Origin of the sequence: Stenotrophomonas sp. GD03819 (genome assembly GCF_029841665.1) — a bacterium.
Classification (GTDB): domain Bacteria; phylum Pseudomonadota; class Gammaproteobacteria; order Xanthomonadales; family Xanthomonadaceae; genus Stenotrophomonas; species Stenotrophomonas geniculata.
The window spans coordinates 24,833-50,037 of the sequence record NZ_JAOCEW010000002.1 but is presented as its reverse complement, the minus strand read 5'-3'; the positions used below and the strand labels follow the sequence as shown (position 1 = coordinate 50,037).

General features: G+C 59.7%; 20 protein-coding genes. 11 read left to right on the top strand and 9 right to left on the bottom strand.

Features of this window, described 5'->3' with window-relative positions; translation table 11 throughout:
- Positions 1–354 precede the first annotated feature (354 nt).
- The 3 genes from N5D45_RS01420 to N5D45_RS01410 form a co-directional block, all read right to left on the bottom strand.
- A complete protein-coding gene (locus tag N5D45_RS01420) occupies positions 355–1,383 on the bottom strand; it encodes a hypothetical protein (protein WP_049402763.1) in 1,029 nt (342 codons plus the stop codon).
- 234 nt (positions 1,384–1,617) lie between these two features.
- Positions 1,618–2,223, bottom strand: coding sequence for a hypothetical protein (locus N5D45_RS01415; protein WP_033836002.1), 606 nt, complete (start codon positions 2,221–2,223; stop codon positions 1,618–1,620).
- Positions 2,224–2,371: 148 nt separating this feature from the next.
- The gene (locus N5D45_RS01410; RefSeq protein WP_049402764.1) at positions 2,372–3,346 is read right to left on the bottom strand and encodes a DNA-binding protein; all 975 of its coding nucleotides are present in this window, start codon (positions 3,344–3,346) and stop codon (positions 2,372–2,374) included.
- Positions 3,347–3,450: 104 nt separating this feature from the next.
- Here N5D45_RS01410 and N5D45_RS01405 point away from each other — a divergent pair, with 104 nt between their 5' ends.
- Together N5D45_RS01405 and N5D45_RS01400 are read left to right on the top strand one after the other, a co-directional pair.
- Positions 3,451–4,527, top strand: a complete 1,077-nt coding sequence (locus N5D45_RS01405) for a site-specific integrase (protein ID WP_043033496.1) — start codon at positions 3,451–3,453, stop codon at positions 4,525–4,527.
- Positions 4,528–4,628: 101 nt separating this feature from the next.
- A complete protein-coding gene (locus N5D45_RS01400; protein ID WP_024956865.1) occupies positions 4,629–6,593 on the top strand; it encodes an AAA family ATPase in 1,965 nt (654 codons plus the stop codon).
- A gap of 168 nt (positions 6,594–6,761) precedes the next feature.
- Here the strand turns inward: N5D45_RS01400 and N5D45_RS01395 are convergent, their stop codons facing one another.
- Positions 6,762–7,463 (bottom strand): adenylate/guanylate cyclase domain-containing protein, encoded by a 702-nt coding sequence (locus N5D45_RS01395; protein WP_197621874.1) that lies wholly within the window; start codon positions 7,461–7,463, stop codon positions 6,762–6,764.
- Between the two features lie 2 nt (positions 7,464–7,465).
- Positions 7,466–8,386, bottom strand: a complete 921-nt coding sequence (locus tag N5D45_RS01390; RefSeq protein WP_088428977.1) for a TIR domain-containing protein — start codon at positions 8,384–8,386, stop codon at positions 7,466–7,468.
- 133 nt (positions 8,387–8,519) lie between these two features.
- On the opposite strand from N5D45_RS01390, the gene N5D45_RS01385 reads away from it, so the two are divergent.
- The 8 genes from N5D45_RS01385 (at position 8,520) to N5D45_RS01350 (ending at position 18,972) form a co-directional block, all read left to right on the top strand.
- Entirely contained in the window at positions 8,520–10,052 is a 1,533-nt protein-coding gene (locus N5D45_RS01385) for an adenylate/guanylate cyclase domain-containing protein (protein ID WP_043033494.1), read from the top strand.
- Between the two features lie 597 nt (positions 10,053–10,649).
- A complete protein-coding gene (locus N5D45_RS01380) occupies positions 10,650–11,396 on the top strand; it encodes a Pycsar system effector family protein (protein ID WP_128990601.1) in 747 nt (248 codons plus the stop codon).
- Between the two features lie 916 nt (positions 11,397–12,312).
- Positions 12,313–12,552: a hypothetical protein gene (locus tag N5D45_RS01375; RefSeq protein ID WP_126412177.1), complete on the top strand. Its 240-nt coding sequence runs from the start codon at positions 12,313–12,315 to the stop codon at positions 12,550–12,552.
- Positions 12,553–13,272: 720 nt separating this feature from the next.
- The gene (locus N5D45_RS01370) at positions 13,273–13,596 is read left to right on the top strand and encodes a hypothetical protein (protein ID WP_024956858.1); all 324 of its coding nucleotides are present in this window, start codon (positions 13,273–13,275) and stop codon (positions 13,594–13,596) included.
- A 375-nt stretch (positions 13,597–13,971) separates the two neighbouring features.
- Positions 13,972–14,688 (top strand): hypothetical protein, encoded by a 717-nt coding sequence (locus N5D45_RS01365; RefSeq protein WP_049401583.1) that lies wholly within the window; start codon positions 13,972–13,974, stop codon positions 14,686–14,688.
- Positions 14,681–16,531: a hypothetical protein gene (locus tag N5D45_RS01360; RefSeq protein WP_024956856.1), complete on the top strand. Its 1,851-nt coding sequence runs from the start codon at positions 14,681–14,683 to the stop codon at positions 16,529–16,531. The genes N5D45_RS01365 and N5D45_RS01360 overlap by 8 nt, the downstream gene beginning before the upstream one ends.
- Positions 16,532–16,553: 22 nt before the next feature.
- Positions 16,554–17,600 (top strand): ATP-binding protein, encoded by a 1,047-nt coding sequence (locus N5D45_RS01355; protein ID WP_072167141.1) that lies wholly within the window; start codon positions 16,554–16,556, stop codon positions 17,598–17,600.
- Positions 17,601–18,426: 826 nt separating this feature from the next.
- Positions 18,427–18,972: a hypothetical protein gene (locus tag N5D45_RS01350; protein ID WP_126412179.1), complete on the top strand. Its 546-nt coding sequence runs from the start codon at positions 18,427–18,429 to the stop codon at positions 18,970–18,972.
- A 399-nt stretch (positions 18,973–19,371) separates the two neighbouring features.
- Here the strand turns inward: N5D45_RS01350 and N5D45_RS01345 are convergent, their stop codons facing one another.
- The 4 genes from N5D45_RS01345 to N5D45_RS01330 form a co-directional block, all read right to left on the bottom strand.
- On the bottom strand, positions 19,372–19,827 hold the full coding sequence (locus N5D45_RS01345; protein WP_279938385.1) for a hypothetical protein: 456 nt from the start codon (positions 19,825–19,827) through the stop codon (positions 19,372–19,374).
- A gap of 46 nt (positions 19,828–19,873) precedes the next feature.
- The gene (locus N5D45_RS01340) at positions 19,874–21,571 is read right to left on the bottom strand and encodes a hypothetical protein (RefSeq protein ID WP_279938384.1); all 1,698 of its coding nucleotides are present in this window, start codon (positions 21,569–21,571) and stop codon (positions 19,874–19,876) included.
- Between the two features lie 38 nt (positions 21,572–21,609).
- Positions 21,610–22,728, bottom strand: coding sequence for a DUF4297 domain-containing protein (locus N5D45_RS01335; protein ID WP_279938383.1), 1,119 nt, complete (start codon positions 22,726–22,728; stop codon positions 21,610–21,612).
- Between the two features lie 396 nt (positions 22,729–23,124).
- Positions 23,125–23,841 carry a hypothetical protein gene (locus tag N5D45_RS01330; RefSeq protein ID WP_279938382.1) on the bottom strand — a complete coding sequence of 239 codons (717 nt, stop codon included), beginning with the start codon at positions 23,839–23,841 and terminating at the stop codon, positions 23,125–23,127.
- A 168-nt stretch (positions 23,842–24,009) separates the two neighbouring features.
- On the opposite strand from N5D45_RS01330, the gene N5D45_RS01325 reads away from it, so the two are divergent.
- Positions 24,010–24,765, top strand: a complete 756-nt coding sequence (locus N5D45_RS01325) for a tetratricopeptide repeat protein (RefSeq protein WP_345782122.1) — start codon at positions 24,010–24,012, stop codon at positions 24,763–24,765.
- Positions 24,766–25,205: the final 440 nt, after the last annotated feature.

Below are 25,205 nucleotides of genomic sequence, written 5' to 3'. Positions count from 1 at the left end.
TTCGAGCAGGGCATCCGGCCCGGGTTAGTCGTCCATCCCGCTGCAGACGATCAGGTCGAAACGACCCGTCGGCCACTCCTGCAGTTTCTGGGCGCAGGCCGCCGGAAGCGATAGAACGTTGAGTGTCGGTCCGAGGGCTGGCGCACCTCGTAGCCGCTGCCTCGATATCCCCCCGAGAACCGCTGGCCGAACGCAAGCGTCAGCGCCTCCACGCTCAGCACCACGTTCCAGATCCTTCGTGGCCCCACTTGCCGCTTCGCTTCCTGCGTTACGACGGCCAGCGCAACGGCCCCGATGACCGCGGACTGGTACCGGAGTTCAGGCACCACTCGCCGAGCTCCCGCGCGCCTGCGATCAGACGAAGACCTCATCGAGCAGGTCCCGCAGCGCGCCGTTCAGCCTCGGGTCGCCCTGTCCCTGCAAGGACAGGTACAGCGACAACGGGTCCACGACGGTGCCCGCGCCACCCAGGCGGGTGGAGTACGCCCAATGCTGCACGTCTGCATAGCCCTCGCCGGCCACGGGAAACCATTCCGGCTCCGGATGCCGACGGAAGCAGTCTCGTCCGATCGCAGCGATCGGACGCGATGGCGCCGCCAGTTCGGTGAGAACGGACAGGCCGGTTTCTCCCGCAGCACGACAATGATCGGCCAGCAGCATGTCCAAGCCACTTTTGCCGATGCAAGTGGTGCGCAGCACCGGCGAGCGCAGCCGCGGCAGCGCGACCGCCCACAAGGAGCGGCGCGCTTTCAAGAACCGTAGCTTCGTCTCCCGCCCCTCGCGCTGGGCGCTGACGAGGTTAGCCGCCACCAGTTCACGGGCGACCCGCGAGGCAGTCATGCGTGAGTAGCCTGCCTCGCGCGCCAGGTCGAGCGGCACCCACGGGACGCTGCCAGGGATGCCGCGCTCCTCCAAGTCGGGCCGCAACAGGGCCGCGATCAGAACCGCTTGTGCCGGATGGCTCAACCGCTCCCCAGCGGATGTGAGCACCCTTGGAGACGAATCGCGCTCGCGTAAGCTCATCAGGAAGCTCGGAGCGAACAGTTGGCTACCAGGCACAACGAAATCCACCCGAGACTCGATGAGCTTGGAGCGAATGTAGGGCGAAACGCCGGAGAGCACGAGAATGACCCTCAAGCCGGCCTTTTCCGCCAATCGATGCACCTGCGCGATCAGCCGCAAAGGTGGCAACGGTTCCGTCTGCGCCGGGACGGTGGCCAGCAGCACCCTGTGGCCGAGCAGGTCAAGCTCGGCCAGGCCGAATAGGGTGGCGAGGAAGTGGGGTAAGCCGCGCGTCTTGGAGCTGGGCCAGGGCTCGAGCTCACCGACCATGTCGGGTAGTAGACCCTGAAGATAGCGGGCTGCGGCGTCGAGGTCGTTCATAGCAGCGAATGTAACGGAGGTTCTTTACCGTAACAAGGCGCGGTGACAGTGAAACTGCTCTGTTACAGTCCAGTGCACCAGGCCCCTGCTACATCGCCAGGCGAGTTCCCCCGTTCAGACGCCAGCTACTCCCTCCGACTCCGCACGATTTGCCGGATAGCCCTCGGCAGTGGATTACTAGAGAGAGGTTTGTGACTATTACCGCGTAGTTGTAACGAACAGCATTTGCATGGGCTATTCATTAGGCAGCACGATTGTGTCGTAGTTGAAGTCTCGAGGCCGCTGACCGGTTGCCTTGATTGCTTCTTCGACGGCTCTATCGAGCATGAGCAGGTACTTTTTAACGATCTCGCTCCCCCGCCCCTTTTTCATCTCTTCTTTTCTCAGAAAGAGTTCCTGGATCTCCTTAAGTGCACTCACAGCCGTTGCTGATTGCTGCAGCGCAATCGCCAAGGATCGGTTCGGCACGTCAACATAGTTGACTGAATCGAAAGCCTTATGAAGCTGGGTCAGATGCGCCAAGATCAGCCGGGGGCCGCCGAATCCTCCCTCGAACTGCGCCAGCATCAGTGTCGCTGGAAATCGCGCATAGGAAATCAGCTCTATGAGGGACTGTGTGACCTCCCGTCTCCTGACTCTGGCGTGCCAAAGGGGGATCAGTCCCGCGGCGATGATGGCTGCGATGCTGCCGATCGCTTGCACCCACGCCGGCCAGTCAAGCGCTAACGTGGCGGATTTGGGACTCGGCTTGCTCATGAGTGCCCAAGTCAAGACGGCTCCTGCGGCAAAGGTCATCACAGCGACCACCGCCCAATCTCTGTCAGTTCTTCCCTGCTTCATGGCGTTCCTCCTCCGGCGTGCTGGTTTCTACCGTTCGTACGGGGCCTGTCGCGCCGTGCTCTCGGGCGCGGTCGAGGATGAACTTTGGGGGGGGCGTGTACGTCCTCCAAGTCTTTCGGGGAAAGAAGCCTTGATCGAATGGATGGCCTCAAGTCTTAGATTTCCTGCTATTGGGTTCTTGTGTCGGCTCGCCCACTCTTCTGGGCGCGGTGCGGCGTGGCTTGCTTTGCCTGCTTGGCGTTGCCGTGTTCGCTCTCCCTTGTCGGAGTGCCTCGGTAACTTGCCGAGTGGTTTCCTTCAGTGACGTCAGCTGCGCCTCCAAGCCATCAGCCCGCGCGTTCACGCCTTCCAGTCGGCGCAATGCCTGTTGCTCGCGGTTGGCAGCAGCAATGGCTTGTTGCTCGCTCTCTCGCAATGAGGTGGCCAAGGCCATGCGCTCCCGCCCCCACTCCTGCTCGGCTGACCGCAACGCCTGGCGATGCCGGTCAACCTCCGTATGGGCACGATCCTCCACTGCCCTGACGTGCGCCTGGAGCGCCCTCCTCTCTTCTTCGTGAGCGGCCGCGGCCTCGCCCAGACTGCGGCGTACGGCATCCAGTTCCTGCTCGAGTCGCTCCGCCCGTCCATAGGCTCCATCGCGTTGGCGCAGCAGGTCTTGTACTTGTGCCGTCATCTGGGAGACCTGTGCCGCCAACTGCTCCGCGGTGGTGGCGGCGGCCTGAGTCTGGACCTGAGCCTCCCTTTCGCGCTTCTGGCTGGCCTCAATCGCCAGCGTCAGGGCCACCCGGTCCTCCTCCAGCAGGCGCTCGCGTTCCTCCAGTGCGTGCCTGGTCGACTCCAGCTGGGTCTGAGCGAGCTCGCCGGCATCCTGCAGCGCGGCCTGCCACAAACGCTGGCTCAGGTGAGCTACCCGCTCTGGGATGCCTGGAACCGCCGCCTCAATGGCGCGCTGGCGCAGGCGAAAGCCTACGGTCTGCCACCAGGTCTCCAGCCAACGCGTGACGGTGTTGGGCGAGCCGGTGCCCAAGTGGGCTCGGATTCGCTCGACGGTGGGACGTTCGCCGGCGGCGATGATGTCGTCCGCTGCCTGGTGCACATCCAGTTCGCTGATGCCCTTGGCCATTGGGTGTCCTTCTGCGGAACGGTGAGAATTGGCAGGCCATGTCTGATAAGGCATATTTATCAGATGTAGCTCAACCTAATCATAGTGCACAATACATAGTACATATGAATAATATCACTGCTGCGTCAGGGGAACTCGTTTCGGGGCTGGTTCCGGAGCGGCTGGCCACTTCCGCCGCAGAAGCGGTGCGAGACATCCTGCAGGAGGCCGAAGCGCCTAACACCATTCGCAGCTACGCCGGCGCCCTGCGCTATTGGGCGGGCTGGTTCGAAGGGCGCTATGGCAGGCCCATCGCCCTACCCGTCCCCCCGGCGGCAGTGGTTCAGTTCATCGTGGATCACATGGGGCGCTCAGGCGATTTGGGGCTTCGTTGGGATCTGCCTGCAGACTTGGATAGTGCCTTGGTGCATGCGGGCCTGAAGAAGAAGCCTGGGCCGCTGGCGTTCTCCAGCCTGGTCCACCGGGTGGCGGTCTTGTCGGCGGCCCACAAGCAGGCCCGCCAAGACAACCCTTGCGAGAATCGCGCCGTGAGGACCCTACTGTCCAAGGGGCGCAGGGCTTCTCACAAACGAGGCGAGCGCCCGGCCAAGAAGACCGCGCTGTCAGCCGCAGATCTGCGCGCAATGGCGGCCACCTGCGACACCTCGCTCAAGGGGAAGCGCGATCGCGCCCTGCTCTACTTTGCCTTTGCTAGCGGCGGGCGCCGCCGCAGCGAAGTCGCCGAGGCGACGGTGAATCACCTCACCCGACTGCCCGAAGGCGGCTACACCTATCGCTTGGATCACGGAAAAACCTTGCAGTCCGGGCCAGTGGTTGGCAGCAGCCCCGACAAGCCCATCCTGGGAGAGGCAGCCACCGCACTGCAGGACTGGCTGGACGTGGCCGAGATTACCGACGGCCCCCTGTTCCGGCGCGTCTGGCCACGGTCATTGGGCGGCGCGCTCAGCGGCAAGGCGGTCGCCGCCATCGTTAAGGACCGGGCGCGGTTGGCCGGTCTGGACGGGGACTTTGCCGGCCACAGCCTGCGCTCGGGCTTTGTTACCGAAGGTGCGCGGCGTGGGGTGGCCCTGCCGGCGCTGATGGCGATGACCGATCACCGCTCCGTGGCCAGCGTGATCGGATATTTCCAGCAGGGCGGCGTCGGCAGCAACCCCGCCGCGCGCCTGATGGATGAGGACTGAGCCTCCGGCCCGAGCGGCCAGCAGTGCGCGTTGAATGTGCCCCGCTCGGGCCCTATCCTGCACAAGACGCGCACCATCCACGGCAGGAATCAGGGGGCAGCATGAAGCTAGTCAAGGCACGGATCCGAAACTTCCGTTCTGCAGAGGATTCCGGAACGTTCGATGTCGGAGAGCTGACCTGCTTGGTCGGTAAGAACGAGGCGGGCAAGACTGCAATTCTGACGGCGTTGTTTGGTACCCGTCCCATCGCCGACCAGTTTGCTTACGACACGGTGCGCGATTACCCCCGCCGCTTCCTCACGCGGTATGAGGAACGCCACGACGACGAACCCGCACCGGTTGCCACCCTGACCTGGGAGCTCAGCCACGAAGACCAAAAGGCGGTCGCCGACGTCCTGGGTGCCGGCGCGTTAAGTAGTACGACCGTTGACGTAACGACAGATTACAGTGGCCACAGCACTTGGAGCATTCACGTCGATCCCAACGTGGTGCGCGCGTTTCTGCTCGACCAGCACGGTGTGGCAGGCGAAGAGCGGGAGAAGTTTTCCAAGATATTGCTGGATCGACTCGTGGTCGAGATAGATGCGCACCCCGAGCCGTCTGACCAATTGCAGGCGGTCAAGCGGTCCATCAGCGGCTTCCGCAAGGGGAAACCAGTGCTGGCGGCCATCGATATCCTGCAGAAAAGGATGCCGGCGTTCTTCTATACCTCTCACTTTGATCGCATGTCCGGGGAGATATCGCTGGACAAGCTGTCTCGTGACACCCAAAGCGGCGCGACGATCTCCCCGGGTGACCAGATTTTCCTCGACTTCCTCGAGTACGCCGGGACGTCGGTCAGCGAATTGCAGTCCAGCACACGCCTGGAAGAGCTCAACGCACGTTGCCAAGCCGCCTCCAATGAAATTACCGATGAGATCTTCGAGTTTTGGAGTCAGAACGACGCGCTCAGTGTAGAGATAGCGCTTGCCCAAGGCCTCTCCGAGGATCCCGCCCCCTTCAATAGCGGGACTGTTGCCAAAATCCGCATTCGGAATGACAACCACAAGGTTTCGGTGCCCCTGTCTGAGCGCAGCGCCGGATTCGTCTGGTTCTTCTCCTTCCTGTCGCAGTTCAAGCAGATGCGAAAGAGGAACCCCGGTGCGATCATCCTTCTGGATGAGCCTGGATTGACGCTACATGGAAAGGCGCAAGCTGATCTGCTCCGCTACATCATTGAGCGTCTACTCCCCGACCACCAGGTCATCTACAGCACCCACTCGCCCTTTATGGTGCCGGCCGATCGTCTTGCGGACGTTCGCGTCGTCGAGGACGTTGTCACCTACGACCAGCGTCGCCGCCCCACCGTTAAGGGCACACAGGTCTCCGCGGACGTCCTGAGCGTCGATCAGGACACGCTGTTCCCCCTTCAGGCCCATCTCGGTTACGAGGTTACCCAAAGCCTGTTTGTGGGAGCGCATACCCTGTTGGTCGAAGGACCTTCGGATGTGCTCTATCTTCAGGCGGCATCGCACGCGCTCAAGCAACGCAAGCGCCAAGGCTTGGACAGCCGGTGGGTGATCTGCCCCACAGGCGGCATAGACAAAGTGCAATCGTTCGCCTCGCTCTTCTCTGGCAAGGGCATCCACATGGTCGCCTTGTGTGACTACGGCAATGGCGATAAAGGCAAGGTGCAGCGGCTGAGGGAGTCTCAGATCATGAAGACTTCCGGCGTCTTGGTAGCCACGGATTTCACCGGAAAGGCGGAGAGCGACATTGAGGACTTCTTCGCACCCGCCGTCTTCGCCGACATCCTCAACGGTGCCTACGGTCTGAAGGGAAAAGGGCAAATTTCCGCCCGGCAGTTCAGCCAAGACGGTGCCCTGACGCGCCAGGTCAAACAGGCCGAAGCACTGTTTAATGTCATGGGGGCTTCCGTTCCGCCCCTGGATCATTTCACTCCCGCCAACTGGCTCATCCAGAATCAGCACGTGCTGGCCGCGGAAACTACGGCCATCAATGAAACGCTGGAGCGCTTTGAGAAGGCCTTCGCTGAGATCAATGCGGCGCTAGGGGCCGGTGCGTAGATGAACCTCTGCCAGAGCTCCGCAATGGCAGCGGGTTCCTCTCCCGGCGCGCACTCATCGGAGGGCAGGACTCGGCTGCCTGACTCCCGCGCCATGAAATCGGCCTCTAACAGTGCGCCCTTTCCCTGCCATGCTGGCCCTGCGAATGCCGGGTCCGCAGAGGGCGCTTTAGACGCGCCAAGCCCAGTCTGATCCGTGAATGCGGCGACCACCCTGCCGGTTCCAGCGGAACGCCTCCCACATCAGAGTCGGCGGCGTTCCACCGTACTTCAACTCATCAGCCAACCGGATGAACACCTCATCGGTAATCCAGGTTGACGGGGCAAGGTCCAGGTCCGTGAGCTTGGCCGCATGATTGGCCGCGCGTCCAACCCAGACGATGTCGTTGCCGCCTCGAATACCCGTGCGAGCAGCTCGGATTGGGCTGCTGTCGATTCCGACGACATGCCTCACGGTACCTGTCCAGTCGGGGTACTGCTTTTTCAACGCTGGCATGACGATCATCTTGACCGCATAGTTGATTTTCAACCCGGCCTTAGCCGCCGGCGTGGCTTGCCGGTCACCCACCCAGATGCCCATGACACGATCTCCGTCGTAGGAGGTGATCTTGCCGCCCTCTTTCCTGATGATCGTCGCTGCACAGTGCAGGAACGCTTTGTAGATCTCTGCACTCAACTGCCAGGCTTCGGTGTCGACCATATTCGTTGAGCCGTTCAGGTCCGCGTACAAAACAGTGGCACGATCAAACTCCACTGCGTCATTGCCCAATCGCAGATCTTCTGGATCGGGTACAACTTGACCTCTCCGTGTAGACCATCGGGTTTGTGCTATCGCCTGCACGGCGGCCGTCATCTCTTCCAGCAGTGCCACCGTCAGTCCCTCGGCCCAGCTTCGAGAATGCGGGAGCGAATTTGTTCGCATGCCGGTGCAATCAAAGCCCGGGCGTCCGGGCCAGGGGTGTATCGGTAGGGGACGGTCGTGAGCCCCGTGAGATCACTGGGAAGCTTCAGCTTGTCTTCGCGCGGCTCCATCAAGAAGGCGCGCCGACGCCCCAGGAATCCAATGAACATACCCAGTTCAAAGACGACGTTGTCGCGCATGACAGGCCACTCGTCACCGCGGCTGATGACCATGTCATCCGCGTGGGCCACGGCAATGGCAAAGTCTGCCTGTTCCAGCTGGCGCTCGAGCTCGTCAAGTGTGTAGTTGGCGGCGCGGAACACCCCGTGGTCCCATACCACCGTCAGGAACGGGTCGTGCTCGAAGTGCTGTACCAGCAACCGCGTGACAGGGAGCGCCTCCACCGACGACATCACAAAGACCCGGACCTGTCCGCGAGGTTGGGTAATCATGTGATTGCGCTCTTTTAGACGGCGCGAAAGGGTCGCGGCCAGCCGCCGCCAGATGACGGGGTGTGAATCCGCAATCCTGCTGAAATCGATTTCCGGCACCTTTAGCACTACGGTCGGCTCGCGTGCAGTAACAGTTGCCGCCCGCAGTTGCGCCGGTTCGATGGCTGCCATTTCGCCGACGTGGTCCCCAGCCCTTCGGGTATTAACCACTTTGCCGTTGACCAGCACGTCCACGGAGCCGGAGACAATGAAGAAAACGTCGGTCTCTGGGGCGCCCTGAGTGATAAAGGCCTGCCCTGTCCCCACGTCGAGCAATTCCCCGGCCTGTGCCAGCTGGGCTGCGGCCGCGTCCAAGCCGGCCAGCAGGCGGAACTCAGCCAAGGCGGCGATCAGTCGCCTGCCATCATCCGCCGCGAGGCGCTCGACGATCCCAGTCCCCATACTGCCCCCTTGAAAGTGTGAACTGGGTCCCAATATACGCCCAAAGGAGCTGGAATGAATCCGGCTGCCAGCCACGCCGTAGGCGACGCGACCCGCCCGGCCTGGCCTCCTCTTGGGCGCAGGGAGTAGCACGATGGGACACAGCTGGAAAAAAGATCGCACCAAGAAGCGCATTGCCACCCGTTACGCCGAAGTCCGCGACGTGGACATCCGCGATTACAAGCGGGAAACCTCGCTGGTGGATATTCCAGTCAATCGCGCCTATCGCGTCCAAGGGGCGCATGTCTACATCGACATCGTCAATCTGGCGGACATGCTTAGCTGCACTGACATCGAAGGCGAAACCTGCCACAAGCGGGCCCTTCGATTCCTGAATCAGCACTACCGCGCCGTCCATCGCATCCTCGTTGAAAGTGATGCCATCCGTGTGGACTTTCACAACCAGCGGCTGCATGCGGTTGTGACCAAGCCGTACGGCGATGCCAACGAACGCGCCCGGATCGAGCGCGCGGTTGCGATCGCCCAGCTCGCCATCGATGTGCTGGCTGAAACGGGCGACTCGGACGCGCACATCCCCAATGCCCAGGTTCGTGTCGGCATTGACAGCGGGATGGCGTTGGCCGTCAACAATGGTCGTCGCGCCAGCCGAGAACCTCTTTTCTTAGGCTCCCCAGCCAATCAGGCGGCCAAGTGTGCCGGGCATGGAGGGGCTGAAGGCATCTACCTGACGCACGGCGCACGTGCCGTGCTTGAACTGCCTACCTTGACCGGCAACAAGGACCGCACCACTTCGCTGACCGATGCTCAGATTTCCGCATGCGTCGAGGCCGCTGCACTCGGCATTTCCAAGTCGCGCATCATCGAACTCTGGAAAGATGAACAGGCCGAGCTCCCTATCGGCGAATTCAAGTTCAGTCGACCGACGCCTCCGCTTTCTGATCTGGACTTCTCCCTGCTCAGCGCGGCGAACTCAAGGCGATTTGATGGCGTTTCGATCTATGCCGACATTGACGGATTCACCGACTTCGTGGACAAGCACTTAGAGGAGGATCCCGAACATCTGGTTCGAACACTGCACGTATTGCGCTCTGAGCTGGATGCGGTCGTACACGAGGATTTTGGAGGGCGTCGTGTCCGTTTTATTGGCGACTGCCTTCATGGGGTGCTGCTGGAGGGCACGTCACAGACGACAGATGCGCAGGACACGGTCAGCACCGCTGCCCAGTGCGCGGGTGCATTGCGCAGCAGTTTCTCCACTGCCCTGGAGCAACTGAGCGCCGAAGGCGCGGAAGTGGCAGAGCTGGGATTGGCCATTGGCTTCGAACTTGGCCCCCTTGCCATTTCCCGCCTGGGCATGAAGGGGAGCCTTCTGCGGTGTGCCACGGGGCGAGCGGTGTTGGAATCTGAAGCCCAACAACGACTCTGCGACGGTGTGGAGACGGCCATTGGTGAAAATGCCTACAAGGCCGCCAGCGCCGCGATACGGACCGTCTTTACCGACAAGCGAAAGGCGGCGAACCTAGACTATGCCGCAGCGGTGGAGGAACTCGCCGCATCCGGGGACCGCGTGGCGAAGGCAACACTGGAGGCACACTACGCTGAAGTGGCACCCGCAGTGGCTCCTGCGCTCGCGCAGCCGATCCGTCCTCATGTGGCCGCGACGTGACGCCAAGGCCTTTGGAGCTGCTGCAGCGCGTGGCACCGGACTACGGTGCCACGTTGATCGTAGACCCTGTCGGGGGGCTGGTTGGGATCACAGTGGTTCGGGCCGGCGGAGCCGAGTACGCATTTAGATTGCTCGTCTCCGTTGCAGGCGAGCACGTCTCAGTGCGCGAGATCGCCGACCCCGGCATGCTGCCGGGGTTCTGTCCCGATCGGCATATCAACGGTGACCGTAGCTTCTGCCTCGGCTGGGGAGAAGACAATCCGAGCCGGATCCAAGACGAAGCAGCAGCGAGGCATTGGTGGGCCACGGTCTACCAGTACCTGACCTACCAGATCGGCGCGAACGCCCGCCGGGTCTTTCCTGGAGCGGAGAACGGCCGCGCGCACGGTCGTGCTGCGCAGCATCAGGCCAATGCTGAGCAGGCAGCCGAACGACTGGGTCCGGCATTCAAGGCAGATGTGCTCGCGGGGCAGTTCATGGTCCGCAAGGATTCGCGCCCTCAGAAGCGGAGGCTCGAGCTCTGGCACGGCAAACTACTCCTTGCTCGGGTGTCGACGCGCACTGAAACCTTGGTCGGGAGACCCCCAGTCTGCCCATGTGGCCGCGATCCTGACGGTGCGATCACTGCATGTGGCGACCACGCTGCGGCCCTGGTCACTTTCATCTTGGAACAGCACCGATGTGCGCTGGCCGACACAGCTTTCCTTGAGGATTGTGCGGCTGCAGGAGCGCGCTGCTGCGGAACGCTGGACATCTGCGGTCTTCGATCTGCCATCAAACGAACACAAACCGTATCCCTCAAGACAGAGAACTCACCCCGTGCAAGAACCTCAAAATTCTGGCGGCCACCCGCCAAATCAAAGCGACCGCGTTAGTGCCGCTTGGCAGCAGCTGAATTTGGTCTTGGGCTTCTTCTCCCGTGTAGACACAAAACTCTCGGTCGGCCTGGGTATCAACCTGGGCATGCTTGCCATGATCGCGACGCGGCTGCCGAAACTTGATGAACTAACGGCCCTGATCTCGGTTGTGGGCGTTTTGTTCCTTACACCGCTTACTGTTAGCTTCTGGCACCTGTGGTACGGATATTTTCCGGAACTGCGAGGCGGGTCAAATTCGCTCATCTTCTTTGAACGGGTGTCGAGCATGGCCGAGCACGAGTTCTTGCAGAAGTGCGCGGAGCGTACGCTGATGGAGTTCGAGGAAGACCTCCTGGGTCAATGTTGGCGCAATTCCAAGATTCTCTCGTCAAAATTCAGCTGTTTGAAGTACGCGTACATTGCCACTGTTCTGGCAATCGCCCCATGGATGGCACTCATCGTTGTGCTGCCTCCGCCGGCAAAGTGACACACAAGTGGCTTCTGCTCATCCAGTTGTTGAGCCGGAGCCCCGGGCAGCGCTGACAGGGCCGGGCCTTCCGGCCCAAGTCGGCCCAAGGTGAGAAACGGTGCTGGCCATTGCCGGAGTTTGGCCATCGGCTATCACACGCACGTCGCAGTTAGCTCCCTTTCGGAAGGGGATGCCAGCCTAGACGTGCAGCAAACTCACGACGATAGACGGTGTCAATCTGGGGCGGGGCTCGCCGGACGTACTCTTCTGCGAGCGTCGCAGTTTGCCCTGAGAGGCTTGCGAGGTAGGCAACTGCTTCTTCCACTGATGGGACGCGTTGATTTTCCCCGTTGAACTTCGGTGGCAGCGCCGTCCATAGCACAGTGGTAATCCCGCGAGCAGCGGCCCAGTCAGCGAGCCCAGGAATACTCGCCGGTGCTGGACAGCCATGTGTCCAGACCCCCAAGTGTCGCTCCATGTTCTTTGAGGGAATGGCTTCCCGCTCACGCAAGGCTCGCTTGGCGTCGCCCTCGTCGTCGGTACCAGCCTCAACCCAGAAGGAGGTGACAGCAGACGCGGCCGCATGCATGACCAACGTAAGCCGTCCATTGCCGGATTGCCTTAAAAACTCTACGCAAACCGTTGGCCCGTCTGCCAGCCACTGTCCACGAACCGGTAGACCGTCGGGTTGCCATACCAGCGACCCCCAACCAAGATAGGCAATCATCTTGAGCCTCTACTCGACTGCGACAGCCGTGCCGCCCACCACAAGCGGCTCATTTCGTAATCGGTCGAGCCTTTAGTCTCTGCGCTCACCATCCTGGATGCCTCCTCGTCTCAACAAGACTCTGTATTGATAGCGCTACCGCGCCATCTGCCGCGATGTTGCGCTGCAGGGTCCGACGCCGGGCGAGAAGAAGCGCAAAGACGGAGCATGCTGCTGATTGCGGACTACCCGCAAGAGCGGGTGACGCATGCCTGGGAGATAGTCGAACCCGCTGTCTTCAAGCTCAAGTACGAGGCGGGAGAGAACCTCATGCTGCAGGAGCAAGCGGCGTCGCGACGATGCAATCCGAACACCCCGGCACCCTGTGAAAGGAAGCACGAAATGGCTGAAGTACCAGAACAGCTCTTCGGCAATAAGCTGGATGGGACTATCCTGCCCCACCAGTAGCAGGCAATCGTGCAGTGCACGCCCCAAGGCAAAGCAGTCATGCCGTCTGCCCTGCTCATGGGCGACCCTCAACATCACCACTAGTGCCGCCAGGCTATCCAGAGTGCCCAGCCCGCACAAGCCCTCGGTGATCTCTCGTAACCGACGGTCTCGGCGGACAAACATGCCGGCTCGCAAGCTCGCTCCGCTGAACACTTCCAGTTGCACAGGTGCACTGAGCGACATGAGTATTGATTCTCCACAACCGCCAAGTGCCTCGTGGACATTCAGAGCGGCCCAGACCGGTGAACATAGAACCATGCGGGAGCCGGGATAGCGCGCCTCGGCTGCTGCCTGCGTCGCCTGGGACGGGACGTGTTCCGCATGGGCATATTTCACCCACACATTGGAGTGGCAGCCGGGACGCTCCGGGGATATCGACTGTCCGAGCGCGTATGCGCTGGATAGGCCCATTCGGCTTCGCAAGCATTCAAACCACAATCCGACACTGAGTGATCGCAGGCAGTACGGCACGGCTCGGTTGGCGGGAAGTATGCTCGTGCTTGCACGCATGCGGGCAAGTCGCGCCTCGCCGTAAAAGGGTATCTCTTTGAGCGCCATGGCCGTGCCCCTCCCCATTCACCTTTGATGGGTAACGAAACGCGAGTTTGTTACTCCTTCCACCATCCGTATTAGAGGGGCAGAATCAGGAGGACACAAGCGACGGGGTGTGACCACGCCATGACGGAGCGGACCAACGAATCAATCCTGGCCCCGGAACGCCGTGAGATCGAAAGAGAATTGACCTTTCATTTCGGGCCTCTCATCGGCTATGAAAACTTGCCGCGAGCTCTTGGCTATCGCTCCAGCCACGCGCTCCGCCAAGCAGAGGCACGCGGAACCTTGCCCGTGAAGATATTCAAAGTGCCCGGCCGCCGCGGCAAATTTGCCTTTGCGATGGACATCGCCGACTGGATGGTTGGGCTGAGGGCCGCAATCAGTCCGCCGGCAGTATCTGGCACCCCGCAAGATGAAGCGGCTGCTCTGAAGCCCAACCAGGAATGACGCCCCACAACCCAAACTCAAGGGGCCGGGCTTGTAGCGTTTCAAGAACAGACTCAAGACGTCCCCGAAGATGCGCTCGCCGAGCGCCGAGGAGAGTACCAAGAGCCGGAAACTAACATCTCCGAACCCTGGAAATGACTTGCCCCCGTTGGCGCGGGGGCAAGTGACATCTGTTGGAGCAGATGGTGGTGAAACTCAGCCTGTACCCTGAGGCTCACCCTTTTCCTTGACAAAGTCAAGCGACTTCCCGTTCGCGCGGAGGGGTGCGCCCATTTCCTCCCCATCTCATATGGCGGAGGCGAACCTGAATGGGCACCTTGTTCCAATCTCGAGACCGGGCAGACGTTCGCAAGCCGACGGCTGAGGAGCAGGATGATGACCGCAGGAAAAAGCGCGACCGCCAAACCGACGGACGAAGACCGCCGTGAGGGGCATCTGCCCCATTCCCCTCTCGAGCTAGCACGCGGCAAGCGCGACCGCCGCGAAATCTTTGTATTTCAGTCCCCGAAGAATGGGCGGACCGTAACGGTGGCCGACCTGGTCAACTTTTGCCAGGCGCTGATGCTCGAATTTGACCCCCAGGTGGAGATGTATGTTGAGAGGCCGCGTCGAATCACGGTAGGCGAGAAGCGCGACCTTGAGTTGAGCTTCTGGGTCGGGCGGAGGGATGGCACCCAGCACTACCAGTTTGTAATCCCTACAAAACGGGTGGCTTCACTGAGCGTTGGCTTAGTCAAGCTTCCCGCAGATGACGAGCTCATCCACATGGCCTTGAATCAAGGGCTCGTATTGCGACTTGTCCACGAAAACTCTCTGGCATCTCGCGCCAGCGAGGTCGCTGTTGCCTACGAACTACTTCCGCTTGTCTGGGCCAATGCAAAGATCGCGGGGGCCAGGCAGTTGGAAGTGAGGATTGAGGACATGCTCCAGAACGTTGAGCGCCTCACCATGAGCGCATTACAACTGCAGACGGGCCAGGCCCGGTTCGCAGTGGCTTGCGCAGTGGCAAGCCTCGTCTACACCGGCCGCGTACAACTCGTGGACTATCGCCCAGGGGATCCGGATGCCCTCGTGGAGGTGCGTCATGGCTAGGTACGAAATCTATGATCAGGCGACACTCGACGAGTGGTACTCCCCACATCCGGTTGATATTGCACCAGATCATCTCTCCAAGTTCCGCGTGGCCAAGGAAGCACTCACCGCCTTGCTTCTGGGCCGTTCCACCATCACCGCTATATCCCGGAGATATGGAATCTGCCACAAACGCCTGAAGCGCATGGCAATGAAAGCGCCCACGATAGCCCACGATGGCATGCCGCACGGATTTCGCGTATGCATTCCATGGGGCAGTTACTCGACTGAGCTTTCCTTCGAACCCGCGGAATTGCCGCTGGTTCCAGGAAGATTTGCGTGGCACAAAGTCTCCGAAGCTGTGCCGAGTGTTAAAGCCTTGATCGATGGCTTTGCAACCCATCTGCCGCCGGGCCGCCCTCCAAGCGCGTTCGTAAAATTGCACCAACGAGTCCTTGCGGAGCTGAAGCAGCACAACCTGGAGGACAAATTCCCCCTGAACGATCCTGGCAAGGGGAAGCGCTCGCTGCTTGCTTTGCTCAAGCGGCGGCAGTCGGCAGTAGCCGACGTGGACCTTTATGAACCTCAATCGGCATCGAACGCTCCTGTCGCTTTGGAGCAAGCAGTACGGATGGGCCTGTTCGCCAGAACGGAGTTTGACGCGCACCAAATCGATGTTGAATGCAAGATCTCCATCGATATGCCCAATGGCGCGCGTGTTACGCGCAAAGTGTCACGGCTATGGCTTCTCATCGAAATAGAGACTGAATCCAGGGCGGTAACGGGATGGCTTCTCTGTGTCGGCCAGAGCTATGACAATCTTGATGTAGCGCTCTGCTTGTCCAAGTCAATGGAACCCTGGGCTCCCAGGGACCTGACGATCCCGGACCTCTTCTACGCACCTGGCGCTGGAATGCCCGTCTATCAGGCAGCAACGCCGATAGTCACGCGCTCGGCCGCTGTCGCACTGGACAACTTCCTTGCGCACTCGGCCCATGCACTCGAAGCAGCATTCTGCAGGGCTCGGGGAGGTGTGATGATCTTCGGAAAGTCGCACACACCGCGCTCACGACCCATTGTAGAGCAATTCTTCTCGCGCTTGGAACGTGGTGCGCTGCGTAAGATCCCCGGCGGTTTTGAGCCCGCCAAACGGCTGGGGGAAAACAAGATCAGGATCAGCAACTTCTCTCCGGATGCCCATCCCATCCAGATGCACCTTCTCGAGGAGCTCCTGGACGTCATCATAGCCAACTACAACGCGACGCCTCACTCCGCACTCGGACAGATGACGCCGCTAGCGTATCTCACGAATCGCAAAGAGTCAGCGTTTGCGTTTGCGCCGGAAACCTGTGGCCTGGATGCTGCAGATATGGCTTCGACAATCGTAAGCCTGCCCGTAAAAGGCAACAAGGATAATGGGGAGTTGCCCCATGTCACCTACTTGTATGCGGACTACCGATCCCCTTCCCTTAACGATAAATGGGGACTGATTGGCACCAGGATTCTTGCGCGCGTGAATAGGCGCGATCTTCGTTCAATCGTGCTACTTCAAAGTGCCACCGTGCCATTCGGAGTGGCTACCGCGCGAGCGCCTTGGTCGCGCGCGCCGCATGACGAGAGGACGCGAAGGATCATCTGTCGTTGGTCCAAACAGCGCAGTGATTTCTCAATCGCTGGCGTGGAGTGTGCAATTGAAGCCTTCATAGCGCATCTTCGATCTACTGCAGACACGTCCCAACCCGCAGTCGACCAACTTGCGCGCTTGCAGCAGTTGCACTTCGGCCGTCTGCCCGACATTCGGTCCCAGCCAGCTCACATCCCGGTAAGAGTCCCCCGGGGAGGCAAGGTGAATCTTGATGACTAGATCGGACCTTGCGGAGGCCATCATGGCCGTCCGTCGCCTTGACCCCGACCATCCACTTTTCATTGAGTCTGGCTACCGTATCAACACGAAGCCTGTCGAACGCATGGCGGATTTCGTTCTGTACAACATTCAGCAGGGTCATCATGGGTGCTCTCTTTACTCAGAGAGCGGGGTTGGCAAATCCACGGCGCAAGACTATCTAGTCGAAACCGACTGGCGCTGGCTCGTGGAGGACGGACGCCGCGCAGGTGTGGCCAGGGCAATCGTCGCAACCTCAGATGCATGCAGGAGCCCGCTGAGCTTCTGGCACGCGCTTTCACATCAACTGGGAATGCCGCGCTGGTCATCGGCCAGGCCTCACGAGCTGAGGGCACGAATACACAATCACATGCGCGCCGCGTGTGGGCACGCCGACGTACGCAGGTACGTATTGTTCATCGACAGTGCTCAACGGCTCACCAATCTTGAGTTTCAGTGCTTAGAAGATCTTGATAACTTGATGAGCAAGGACAGGCTTACTCTCTTTTTGGTCTTTGTGTACCAAAGTGACCAGCAGGGCATCGAGCTTGGCGACATGTGGCAGCACCATCCGTCACATGTTGTTCGCCGGTGGTTTCTGGACTCAGCCCCATTTCTTCCTCTTGCGGCGCGAGATGAGGTCAGGCATGCCCTGTCGCGCTACGACGGCGCAGCATGGTGGCCGACAGAGGACATGCCATTTTCTAGATACTTCGCCACCGACGCATTTGATCGCGGATGGCGGCTGGAATCTGAAACGGAGATGATTTGCGATGCTGTGTCCGCCCTCCGGAGGGAGGTGGGACTTCCCGAACATAGTGGCTGGCCGATGTGCTCCTTCACATCGACCGTGCGGAATCTGCTAACGAACGCTTGGTTTCAGCAGAGTTTCGAACGCTTCACTCCATCTGACGTCCGTGCTGCGCTTGTGCATGTCGGGTACCTGCGAACCGAGTTCATTCGCATGCGCGAGAAGATGTCCGACAAGGCAATCGCCATCATTGAGAAGATACAGAATACGGCAAACCAGGTAGGGGGAAGCAATGAATAGCTCTCGCGCCGTAAATCCTTCTACGCCTCGGATTGTCGGCGCAGAGCATGAGTTCTATCCATACATATCGGGCTACGGCGTGCTGCAGCGGATCGTTGCACTGGGCATGCCAACAAGTGAGCAACTCATGATCATGGGGGTGAGGCGTAAGACTGGGCGCTCCATGCTCCGCCCTTTGCTTCTGCCGGGCCGGGTGCAGGATACTTTTGCGTCAGCCATCGAAGTCCGTGACGTCACAACGAAGAATCTATGGAATCCGGCCGCGTGGCTTCCAGTTCAATCACTTCGACTTCTCGCGGGTAGTGAGCTTCCATATATGCGGTGCCCCGCATGCGCACTTCACGGCTACCATTGTTCACTATTTCTCCTTCCTTCCATCTCTGCGTGCCCTTGGCATGGCGAGAAGCTCATCAGCCACTGCGAGGCATGCGGAAGGACGCTGGGCACCAGTTTTGACCACTCCGGTGGTCTCGGGACTTGTACTTGTGGATTTCAGCCAATCGACGCCCACACAGCGCTACTGGACGTCAGGCAATTTCCCGCTCGTGAAGTGTCGCAGTGGGTGGATGACTACCTTCATTGGGCATCACGCCAGCGGGCAGGCCGAGTGATTCACTTCCCCAGTGATGCGCAAAGCTGGCCTTCAGCTCTGGCGCGCCTGATTGATAGAACGACTCCTATGCCGCCCGTCCACCAGGACGATGGCAATGCTCACGTAAGGTATGAGGCTTTCCAGCCATCCGCTGACGATCCGGAGCCAGGGGCGTTCTGGGGCTGGGCAATGATTGGCGGCAACTCGGGCCTCATGTGCGCTCCGCTCCCATTGATGGCCTACGATGCTTTGACGCGGGCCACTGCAGCGGCATGCGCCAGGGTCGGACTTGAAGGCCTATCTGTCCTGAGCTTCCGCTCAACGCACTACGACACCCAAGGACCCACTGAGGTAGAGCGGCACGAGTCGTTCCTAGCTCCCTATGGTGTTTCTGCCAGCGGCGCGACTTGGCTCAATCTCTCGGTTGTCGACCCGATGGTAACGTTAGCGTGCGGCACAGCGCTGGAGCTGGCCGCTGCGGCCTTTGGTATCGCGAACGACAAGCCGGATAGGTCCCCTTCCGTAATCGTCGCTTCGGTATTGGACAGCATTAAGGGAAGATCCGCCTTGGTCGACGCGCTTGTGTGGGTTCTGGCAACCGCTTATGAGGAAGGCTTGGCGTTGACGCTTGCAAGGGTGTTCAAGCTGAATCCGAAGGATGTACTGCCTTCAGGTGGGTATCCGGTCATCGAGCTTCAGGGTTCCGCCCGTTCCTTGAGAGAAGTCCGGGTCGCCTGGGTGACACCTCGAAAAACAGCTAGAATCCAGCAGAAATCCTAAGGCAGGCAGTTCTTAGCAATTTTTGCCATCATTGGGGCAACGGCACTGTCTCGTGCCGGACTGCGAACGGCAGTAGCCTTCATGCGAGTACGCAACACAAGGGGAGGCTTTGCCGCCGCGTGGGCTAATTGGCAATTCTAATGAACCCCCGGCAGTCGTGGGCGTGTTTTATGGGCTTCCGGAACTGTTGGGCGTTATTTATGTACTTCTGGAAATGCCGGGCGTCTTTGGTGAACTTCCGGGAATATCGGGCATCTTTGGTGGACTTCCGGAAATATCGGGCATCTTTGGTGGACGGAAGCTGCCAGGAAGAGGCTAAGCTCACCCCATCCATATCTTCTAAAATCAATGCGTTAGAGGCCGGGCGTTTTCGGTGCGGCAGACAGCGCCATAAGTGGCCTATAGCGCCTCGCTCGTAGCGGCCGGGGCTCGAACACCTGATACCTTTAGCTTCGCGAGTTCGACTGCGGTCGAAAATGCAAACAAGGTTGCGCACATGACGACCAAATACTGGGCAACACGCCAGACTCGTTCGCCCACTGATAGACCGCTCAAATTGAGCCGATTCCGGAAGTACACGAGTACGCCGCACACCCCAATCCAGACGCCAAGCGTCATGCAGGTCATCGCGCCGACGATGCGAGTCAACACAGCCAGCTCGCTTGCCGCTAACACGTATGCGGCTGTACACATGCCGGTTCCAAGCGCAAGTACCTTCATTAGTTCGATCTGATCTTTAAAGTTCGCGAAGGTTGCTTCGTTCTTCGCTGTTGCAGCTTGTGCATCTTGCGGGGTATCCGGCCGCTGAGATTTTCTCTTCGCCGCCGTGGACCTGATCTTTGCTCGGGAGTTCATGAGTGCATCCGCTCTCTGTGTTTGAATCTCAGCTTCCGGCTGCGGCTCAATTCAGGGCGGCCTCTCGAAGAGCCTGCCAAGTCCGAATCAATGCCGACGTATCATCGTATTCACTCGCAGAAAGCAGCGAATACTTTTGATCAAGAACCAATGGCTCACGGCCGAAATCAACGCCAGCATCATCCACGAGCAATAGAATCAGCTGGGAGTCTGCCGGGCGCTCGTCCCGAATGAATTCGAGCAGCTTGACGTGATTGATGTCATCTTGATCCTGTTGCTTGGGCGAGTCAAAGACGATCGGACACCTCACAGCATCCTCAGCCTTCCATGCTAAACGCAAGATAGCGTAGACATAAGCGAGGATGGCCCTAGGGCGATCACTTCCTGTCTCATGCAGTTTCGCCGTGAGGGACTCAAGGAACTGATCCGGAAATTGCACGCTCAACGCCTGGGAAAAGCTCTTGAGCAACCCAGCGTACGTGTCGATTACTTCCCGCTTCCGCGCAGTAGAGCGCGCGTTTCGCAGCCTCTCGCCCGCCTGCTTAATCTGATAGTCCAAGTCGGCGATCACTCGAACCAGGTCGGCAACTTGTTCATCCAACTGCGAAGAGAACCTCTTCTGCCCTGCCCGCTCGAGAAGTCTGGCGAATGTGACCTGTCCTCTACGCTGGGTCAGCAATTCATTGAATTTTTGCTCATCTTCTGTGGCATCTTTCAAGCGTTGATGACTTATGGCGATCTGTCCTGAAACATCGGCGAGGCTGTTCATAACCTCAACTAGCACATCATCTGCTCGCGCTTCGTCTTGCGCCAATGCAAATCTCTGTGCAAAGGAATTCTCGTGGAGCTGACCGCACGTCGGGCACTCCAGTTCATCGTCTTCGTGCTTCGCTGCAAACATGTAGTCGGCGTGAAGCTCTTTGCGGACTCTATCCAGAATTTCTCTCTGCGCTTCAAGCTCGAGACGGCGTTGAGTTAGCTTAGACAGCTTTGCACGTTCAACCTCGCGAACTTCGACTAGGCCCTGTAGCAAGCCAACGACCCTCTCAATCTCTTTCGCGAAGACTGCAGGATCGATTTCCACGTCAATGTCCTGCAGGGCCGTTTCTTGGGCGCGCTTCTGAAGCGATTTCAGGCCTTCCAGCTGCTTGGCTGGTTCAACGCGAGCAGCTGCAGCTTCCGCCTGAGCCTCCATCGCCTCGAAATATTCAGCACCGGTCACTCCGACATGGAAATTCACAACGTCTTCTCGCCAGCGGGTGAACTGTTCCAAACGCGCAAAAGACGTCCACGGCTGATTCCAACCAGCATCTTGGTCTACGTAAAATGGAATAAAGAGGAACGCTGGGGGCGGCACGACCACTTTGTCAGAGCGATTCTTCAGCCTCAACTTCGCCCCCAAAAGGCCGTACAGGGCTGGCGCCAAGCCCTCCGAGATGCTCGTGTAGCAACCCGCGATAGTGCCCGCATGGATCAAGGTGAAGGTCTTGCCTTCCTTTAGCAGAACGTAAGGTTCGGTGTCTACAGTGAACTCCAATGCGGAGATCACGCTCGCGTTCTTCCAGTCGGGATGAACCTCGGCAGCCTCGGCGCCAAGGGTGGCGTAGATGGATTTGGCGAGCGATGACTTACCTACGTCATTTAGGCCCTTGATCACCGTCACGTCGGGATGGAACTCGACTGACCTTGCTTTTCGTTCCCGATGAGATACGAGATGAAGCCTTTGAAAGGCTAAGTTTTTCATGTGTCCTGGTCCTTAGACTGCGTACCAGCATCCGAAAGTTAGTGGGTGTCGGTTTCATAGAAGGCCATCATCACAACGATGAGTTCCTGTTCGGCGGACATGCCGGCAGCGCCATAGCTTGGGTCCTTACGTGCGATTTTCGCCGCAGCTTCGGCGAGCTCCAGCAGCGTTTGATCTTCTGACATCGCGCTCTCACTGGCTGCGACGAGAAGGCGTCGATCCCTGCGGAACGCCGCATCAAGCGGGCTCTGCATTCTTGAGAAGTAGCCAGGATAAGCATCTTTAAGCCTTCGCCTTATGAGAAGCGAGACGCCATCCGAGTGAAGCTCTGCTTGGATATGACTCCAGGCGGCAGTGGCTGGGGCAACGGAACGAGCACTGGCAAGCATCGCGTCGAGCCCCTCCCTATCGATCCCTTTCGCCTTGCACACGTCAGAGATGGCACCAATAGGCCTTTGGGCGACCGTCTTTCGCCGCAACTCATCGAACAACGTCCGGTAAAACGTTTTCGGTTGAATGTGAGCATTGGGCGCATGCTCTTCCAGGAAGTTTGCCACGAGTCCTACGGTCGTCTCGTTGTGCTTGCTTAGGTGAATCTGGGCAACCGATACCGTCAGCTGATTCTGTAAAGCAACACTGAAATCCTGTCCTAACTCATCAGCCAAGCACTGCTTGAGCGTCGCCCACTCAGTCGAACTCAGCGCTTCGAAGAGGCGCTGGCCGGAGGAGCCAGCCGCTTTTGCCGCGTCTAGGCCCTTGAAGCTGAAACCGCTTCCCTCGTTGGTGACGAATTGGAACGTCACCTTCTGGTCCTTCAGTTCCTCGGCCTTCGCGCACAGGCGGCCCAAGATGGACGGCAGAGCATTCCCGGCGTTACCCTTCTTGCGGTTCGTCAACTTCTTCAAAGTCCAAGCGCCAGCGGCGCTGGTCTTGATCTGATAGAACGCAGCCGTCGTGGGATGTTCGGGGCAGTTAAGAACAGCAATGTCCTCGTGAAGCTCGCAAAGCAGCGCGTAGTTGCCGTCGGCCTGATGCAAGCTTAGCAAGCGTGCCAGCGCCCAATTCTTCTGATAGTCGAACCGATCGGCCGAGATAGCGCCGCCTTCCTCTGCTAACGGAGCAGCGGACATAAAGTCAGCAATGACGTTGGAACTCATTCCCTGCCCCTTGCGCCGGAACTCCTAGCCCGACGCCCCTGAGTCGGATTAGAGGGAAATTGATCATTTAAGTCAACAATCTGGTCCGCCACTGGTGGTGGCGCCGCCGGACGAGTCGAACGTGGCTTCCCATGATACGTCGTGTTTGCCTGGCTTCCCGCCGTATCCGGGTATCGATAGATCCAGAAGAATGCTCATTTGAGGTTTCCTCTTGGTGCCAAGGTTGCACGCGGCGTTCGCCGCAGAGCTGGATGACGCCTCCAAATTCAATGTGGAGTCGGGCTGGTCGAGTTTGGGTGCTCTCTCGATCTGAAGCCAATTTGCGATTCAATACATGGCGTTCACGAATGTCCGTCTCTGATCGGAAGTCGCTCTCCCACCGTCAATAGATCATTCTCATCGCGACTGGACTGACTTGACAGACAAAACGGTTTTTTGCGCAATCTCCAGCCTACGCACGTCGTTCGCTGGCACAAGAACTGCAGCCTTCTGCGCCGGGTTCCAAAGCACATAGCTATCACCCAAACGCCCCACTAGTCCCAGGCTGCCTTGCGCCTTCTCATCAATGGTCACATTGACCACGTACTCGCTGCTGCCAGAAGTAATCGCCTTGGCGCGTTCGAAGCCAAGCCAGTTTGACGAGATCGGAACATAGACAATCATTACGAGCGCATAGGCCAGCCACGGCGAATCCTTCACGGCGGCCGGCAACACTGGGGACAGGCGTACTGCCATTGCACATATACCCGTCAGCCCCACACCTATCAAAACGGGCCAGCCATTGGACCACCAAATCAAAGCGCCCATTCCGACAATACAAAGAGCCAGGGTCAGCCACATCAGCAGGTTGGCTTGGGACGGACTCGCCGTCACCTTCCCTTCGACCCACCCTCCAAGCAGCAGCGCAATCAGTATGAAGAACAACACCATGCCGATCCCCGCAAGCCCTGCCAGCGCAAGCTCACTCACCGCAACAAACTGAAAGGGATCCAGGCCGAAATGCCCCCAATACGCCTTCAGATAGAAGGCTCCTTGAATCAATCCGAACGTGACGAGCGCCGAACCCCATCCAGCAACATCAGCCATCGTTAGCGTCTTCTGCGTACGTTCCATGTATCCCCTTCCATCAATGCAGCCCCGCTGCATAGTGACATGTAGCGCTCCACCTCGCAGGATCCAACCCCATTAACGTGACGCGTCACACCCAGTCGCTCCCACCCCATTGGCGCCCCACCCCTCCCCCACTATAGTTCCACCCCTCACAAGGACGAGGCGGCGCACATGCCCTATATAGGAATCGGACTCCACGTACTGGCAGCCATCTACTTCGCGGTGCACGCCATCCGCTCGGGCCAGAGCCTCTACTGGCTCATTCTGCTGTTCTCGTTCCCGCTGCTCGGCAGCGTCGTCTACTTCCTGGCGATCTACTTCCCTGAAGTCCGTCACTCACGCGGCGCCCGGCAGGTCGTCCGTTCCGCCAAGCAGCTCATGGACCCGGGCCAGGACCTTCGCAACGCCCGTGCCGAGCTGGCCCGCACGCCCACCGTGCAGAATCGGGTTCGCCTGGGTATGACGCTGCTGGATGCCGGCCAGGCCGAGGAAGCCAGAGCCCTGCTTGAGCAGGCAGCCAGCTCGCCACTGGGCGACGATCCCTACATCCTGACCGGCCTGGCGCGTGCCCGCCTCGATTCCGGGCAGCCCGCGCTTGCGGCGGAGACACTGGACGGCCTGTTCGCCCGCCACCCGGATGTGCGCCGCAAGCCGGAACAAACCCTGCTTTACGCGCAGGCATTGGCAACCGCCCAAGCCCCCGGCGCCCGCGCCGCATTCGAGCGCGCCGTGGAATGCGGAAACGATGCGGCCGCTCGCTGCCTCTACGCCGAATGGCTGATGGCGCAGCCGCAACCCGACGATCGCGAGCAAGCCCGCAGCCTGTTCGCCAGCATCATCGACGATGCTCAGCACTGGTCGCGCCACGCACGCAGCCACAACGCCGCATGGCTGGAGCGGACCAAGGCCGCGTTGAAGGGCTACTGACGCCTGACGGCCTTTGACAAACCTGTCGCATTCGCCTCGCTCACGGCCTCGCCGGGCGGATGCCGACACTCGCTAGGCTTGCACCACCGGCATCGCCGATAGCGTTGTAGCGCAAGGCTCCAGCTTGGTTGCGTCGTATGCAACGATTCTGAAAATGTTGAAAGTAGTGACGTCATCAGCCCTACTGCATTGGCATCACGCATAGGTCCGCGTATTCCTTGCCCTGCCACCGTGCATCGGTGGTCGGGATTCGAAACCCCGGTTGTGTGGATGTTGCTCGCACTTGCCAGCCGGCACTGCTTCGCGCGGTGCCGGCTGGCAATCCGTCAGTCGGCTATGGCGGGCGGTGCGTGGAGGCCTTGCGCCTGCCCGGTCATCCACACACGGGGTTTCGAACCACGCATCGTCCGCCACCTTTATCGGTGGCGGCTTCTGCATGC

Bases quoted from the DNA above. Each gene is read 5' to 3' on its own strand.
- N5D45_RS01420 (WP_049402763.1), bottom strand. From the start codon at position 1,383: ATGAACGACCTCGACGCCGCAGCCCGCTATCTTCAGGGTCTACTACCC.
- N5D45_RS01415 (WP_033836002.1), bottom strand. From the start codon at position 2,223: ATGAAGCAGGGAAGAACTGACAGAGATTGGGCGGTGGTCGCTGTGATG.
- N5D45_RS01410 (WP_049402764.1), bottom strand. From the start codon at position 3,346: ATGGCCAAGGGCATCAGCGAACTGGATGTGCACCAGGCAGCGGACGAC.
- N5D45_RS01405 (WP_043033496.1), top strand. From the start codon at position 3,451: ATGAATAATATCACTGCTGCGTCAGGGGAACTCGTTTCGGGGCTGGTT.
- N5D45_RS01400 (WP_024956865.1), top strand. From the start codon at position 4,629: ATGAAGCTAGTCAAGGCACGGATCCGAAACTTCCGTTCTGCAGAGGAT.
- N5D45_RS01390 (WP_088428977.1), bottom strand. From the start codon at position 8,386: ATGGGGACTGGGATCGTCGAGCGCCTCGCGGCGGATGATGGCAGGCGA.
- N5D45_RS01385 (WP_043033494.1), top strand. From the start codon at position 8,520: ATGGGACACAGCTGGAAAAAAGATCGCACCAAGAAGCGCATTGCCACC.
- N5D45_RS01375 (WP_126412177.1), top strand. From the start codon at position 12,313: ATGCTGCTGATTGCGGACTACCCGCAAGAGCGGGTGACGCATGCCTGG.
- N5D45_RS01370 (WP_024956858.1), top strand. From the start codon at position 13,273: ATGACGGAGCGGACCAACGAATCAATCCTGGCCCCGGAACGCCGTGAG.
- N5D45_RS01365 (WP_049401583.1), top strand. From the start codon at position 13,972: ATGACCGCAGGAAAAAGCGCGACCGCCAAACCGACGGACGAAGACCGC.
- N5D45_RS01360 (WP_024956856.1), top strand. From the start codon at position 14,681: ATGGCTAGGTACGAAATCTATGATCAGGCGACACTCGACGAGTGGTAC.
- N5D45_RS01355 (WP_072167141.1), top strand. From the start codon at position 16,554: ATGGCCGTCCGTCGCCTTGACCCCGACCATCCACTTTTCATTGAGTCT.
- N5D45_RS01350 (WP_126412179.1), top strand. From the start codon at position 18,427: ATGGCCTACGATGCTTTGACGCGGGCCACTGCAGCGGCATGCGCCAGG.
- N5D45_RS01345 (WP_279938385.1), bottom strand. From the start codon at position 19,827: ATGAACTCCCGAGCAAAGATCAGGTCCACGGCGGCGAAGAGAAAATCT.
- N5D45_RS01340 (WP_279938384.1), bottom strand. From the start codon at position 21,571: ATGAAAAACTTAGCCTTTCAAAGGCTTCATCTCGTATCTCATCGGGAA.
- N5D45_RS01335 (WP_279938383.1), bottom strand. From the start codon at position 22,728: ATGAGTTCCAACGTCATTGCTGACTTTATGTCCGCTGCTCCGTTAGCA.
- N5D45_RS01330 (WP_279938382.1), bottom strand. From the start codon at position 23,841: ATGGAACGTACGCAGAAGACGCTAACGATGGCTGATGTTGCTGGATGG.
- N5D45_RS01325 (WP_345782122.1), top strand. From the start codon at position 24,010: ATGCCCTATATAGGAATCGGACTCCACGTACTGGCAGCCATCTACTTC.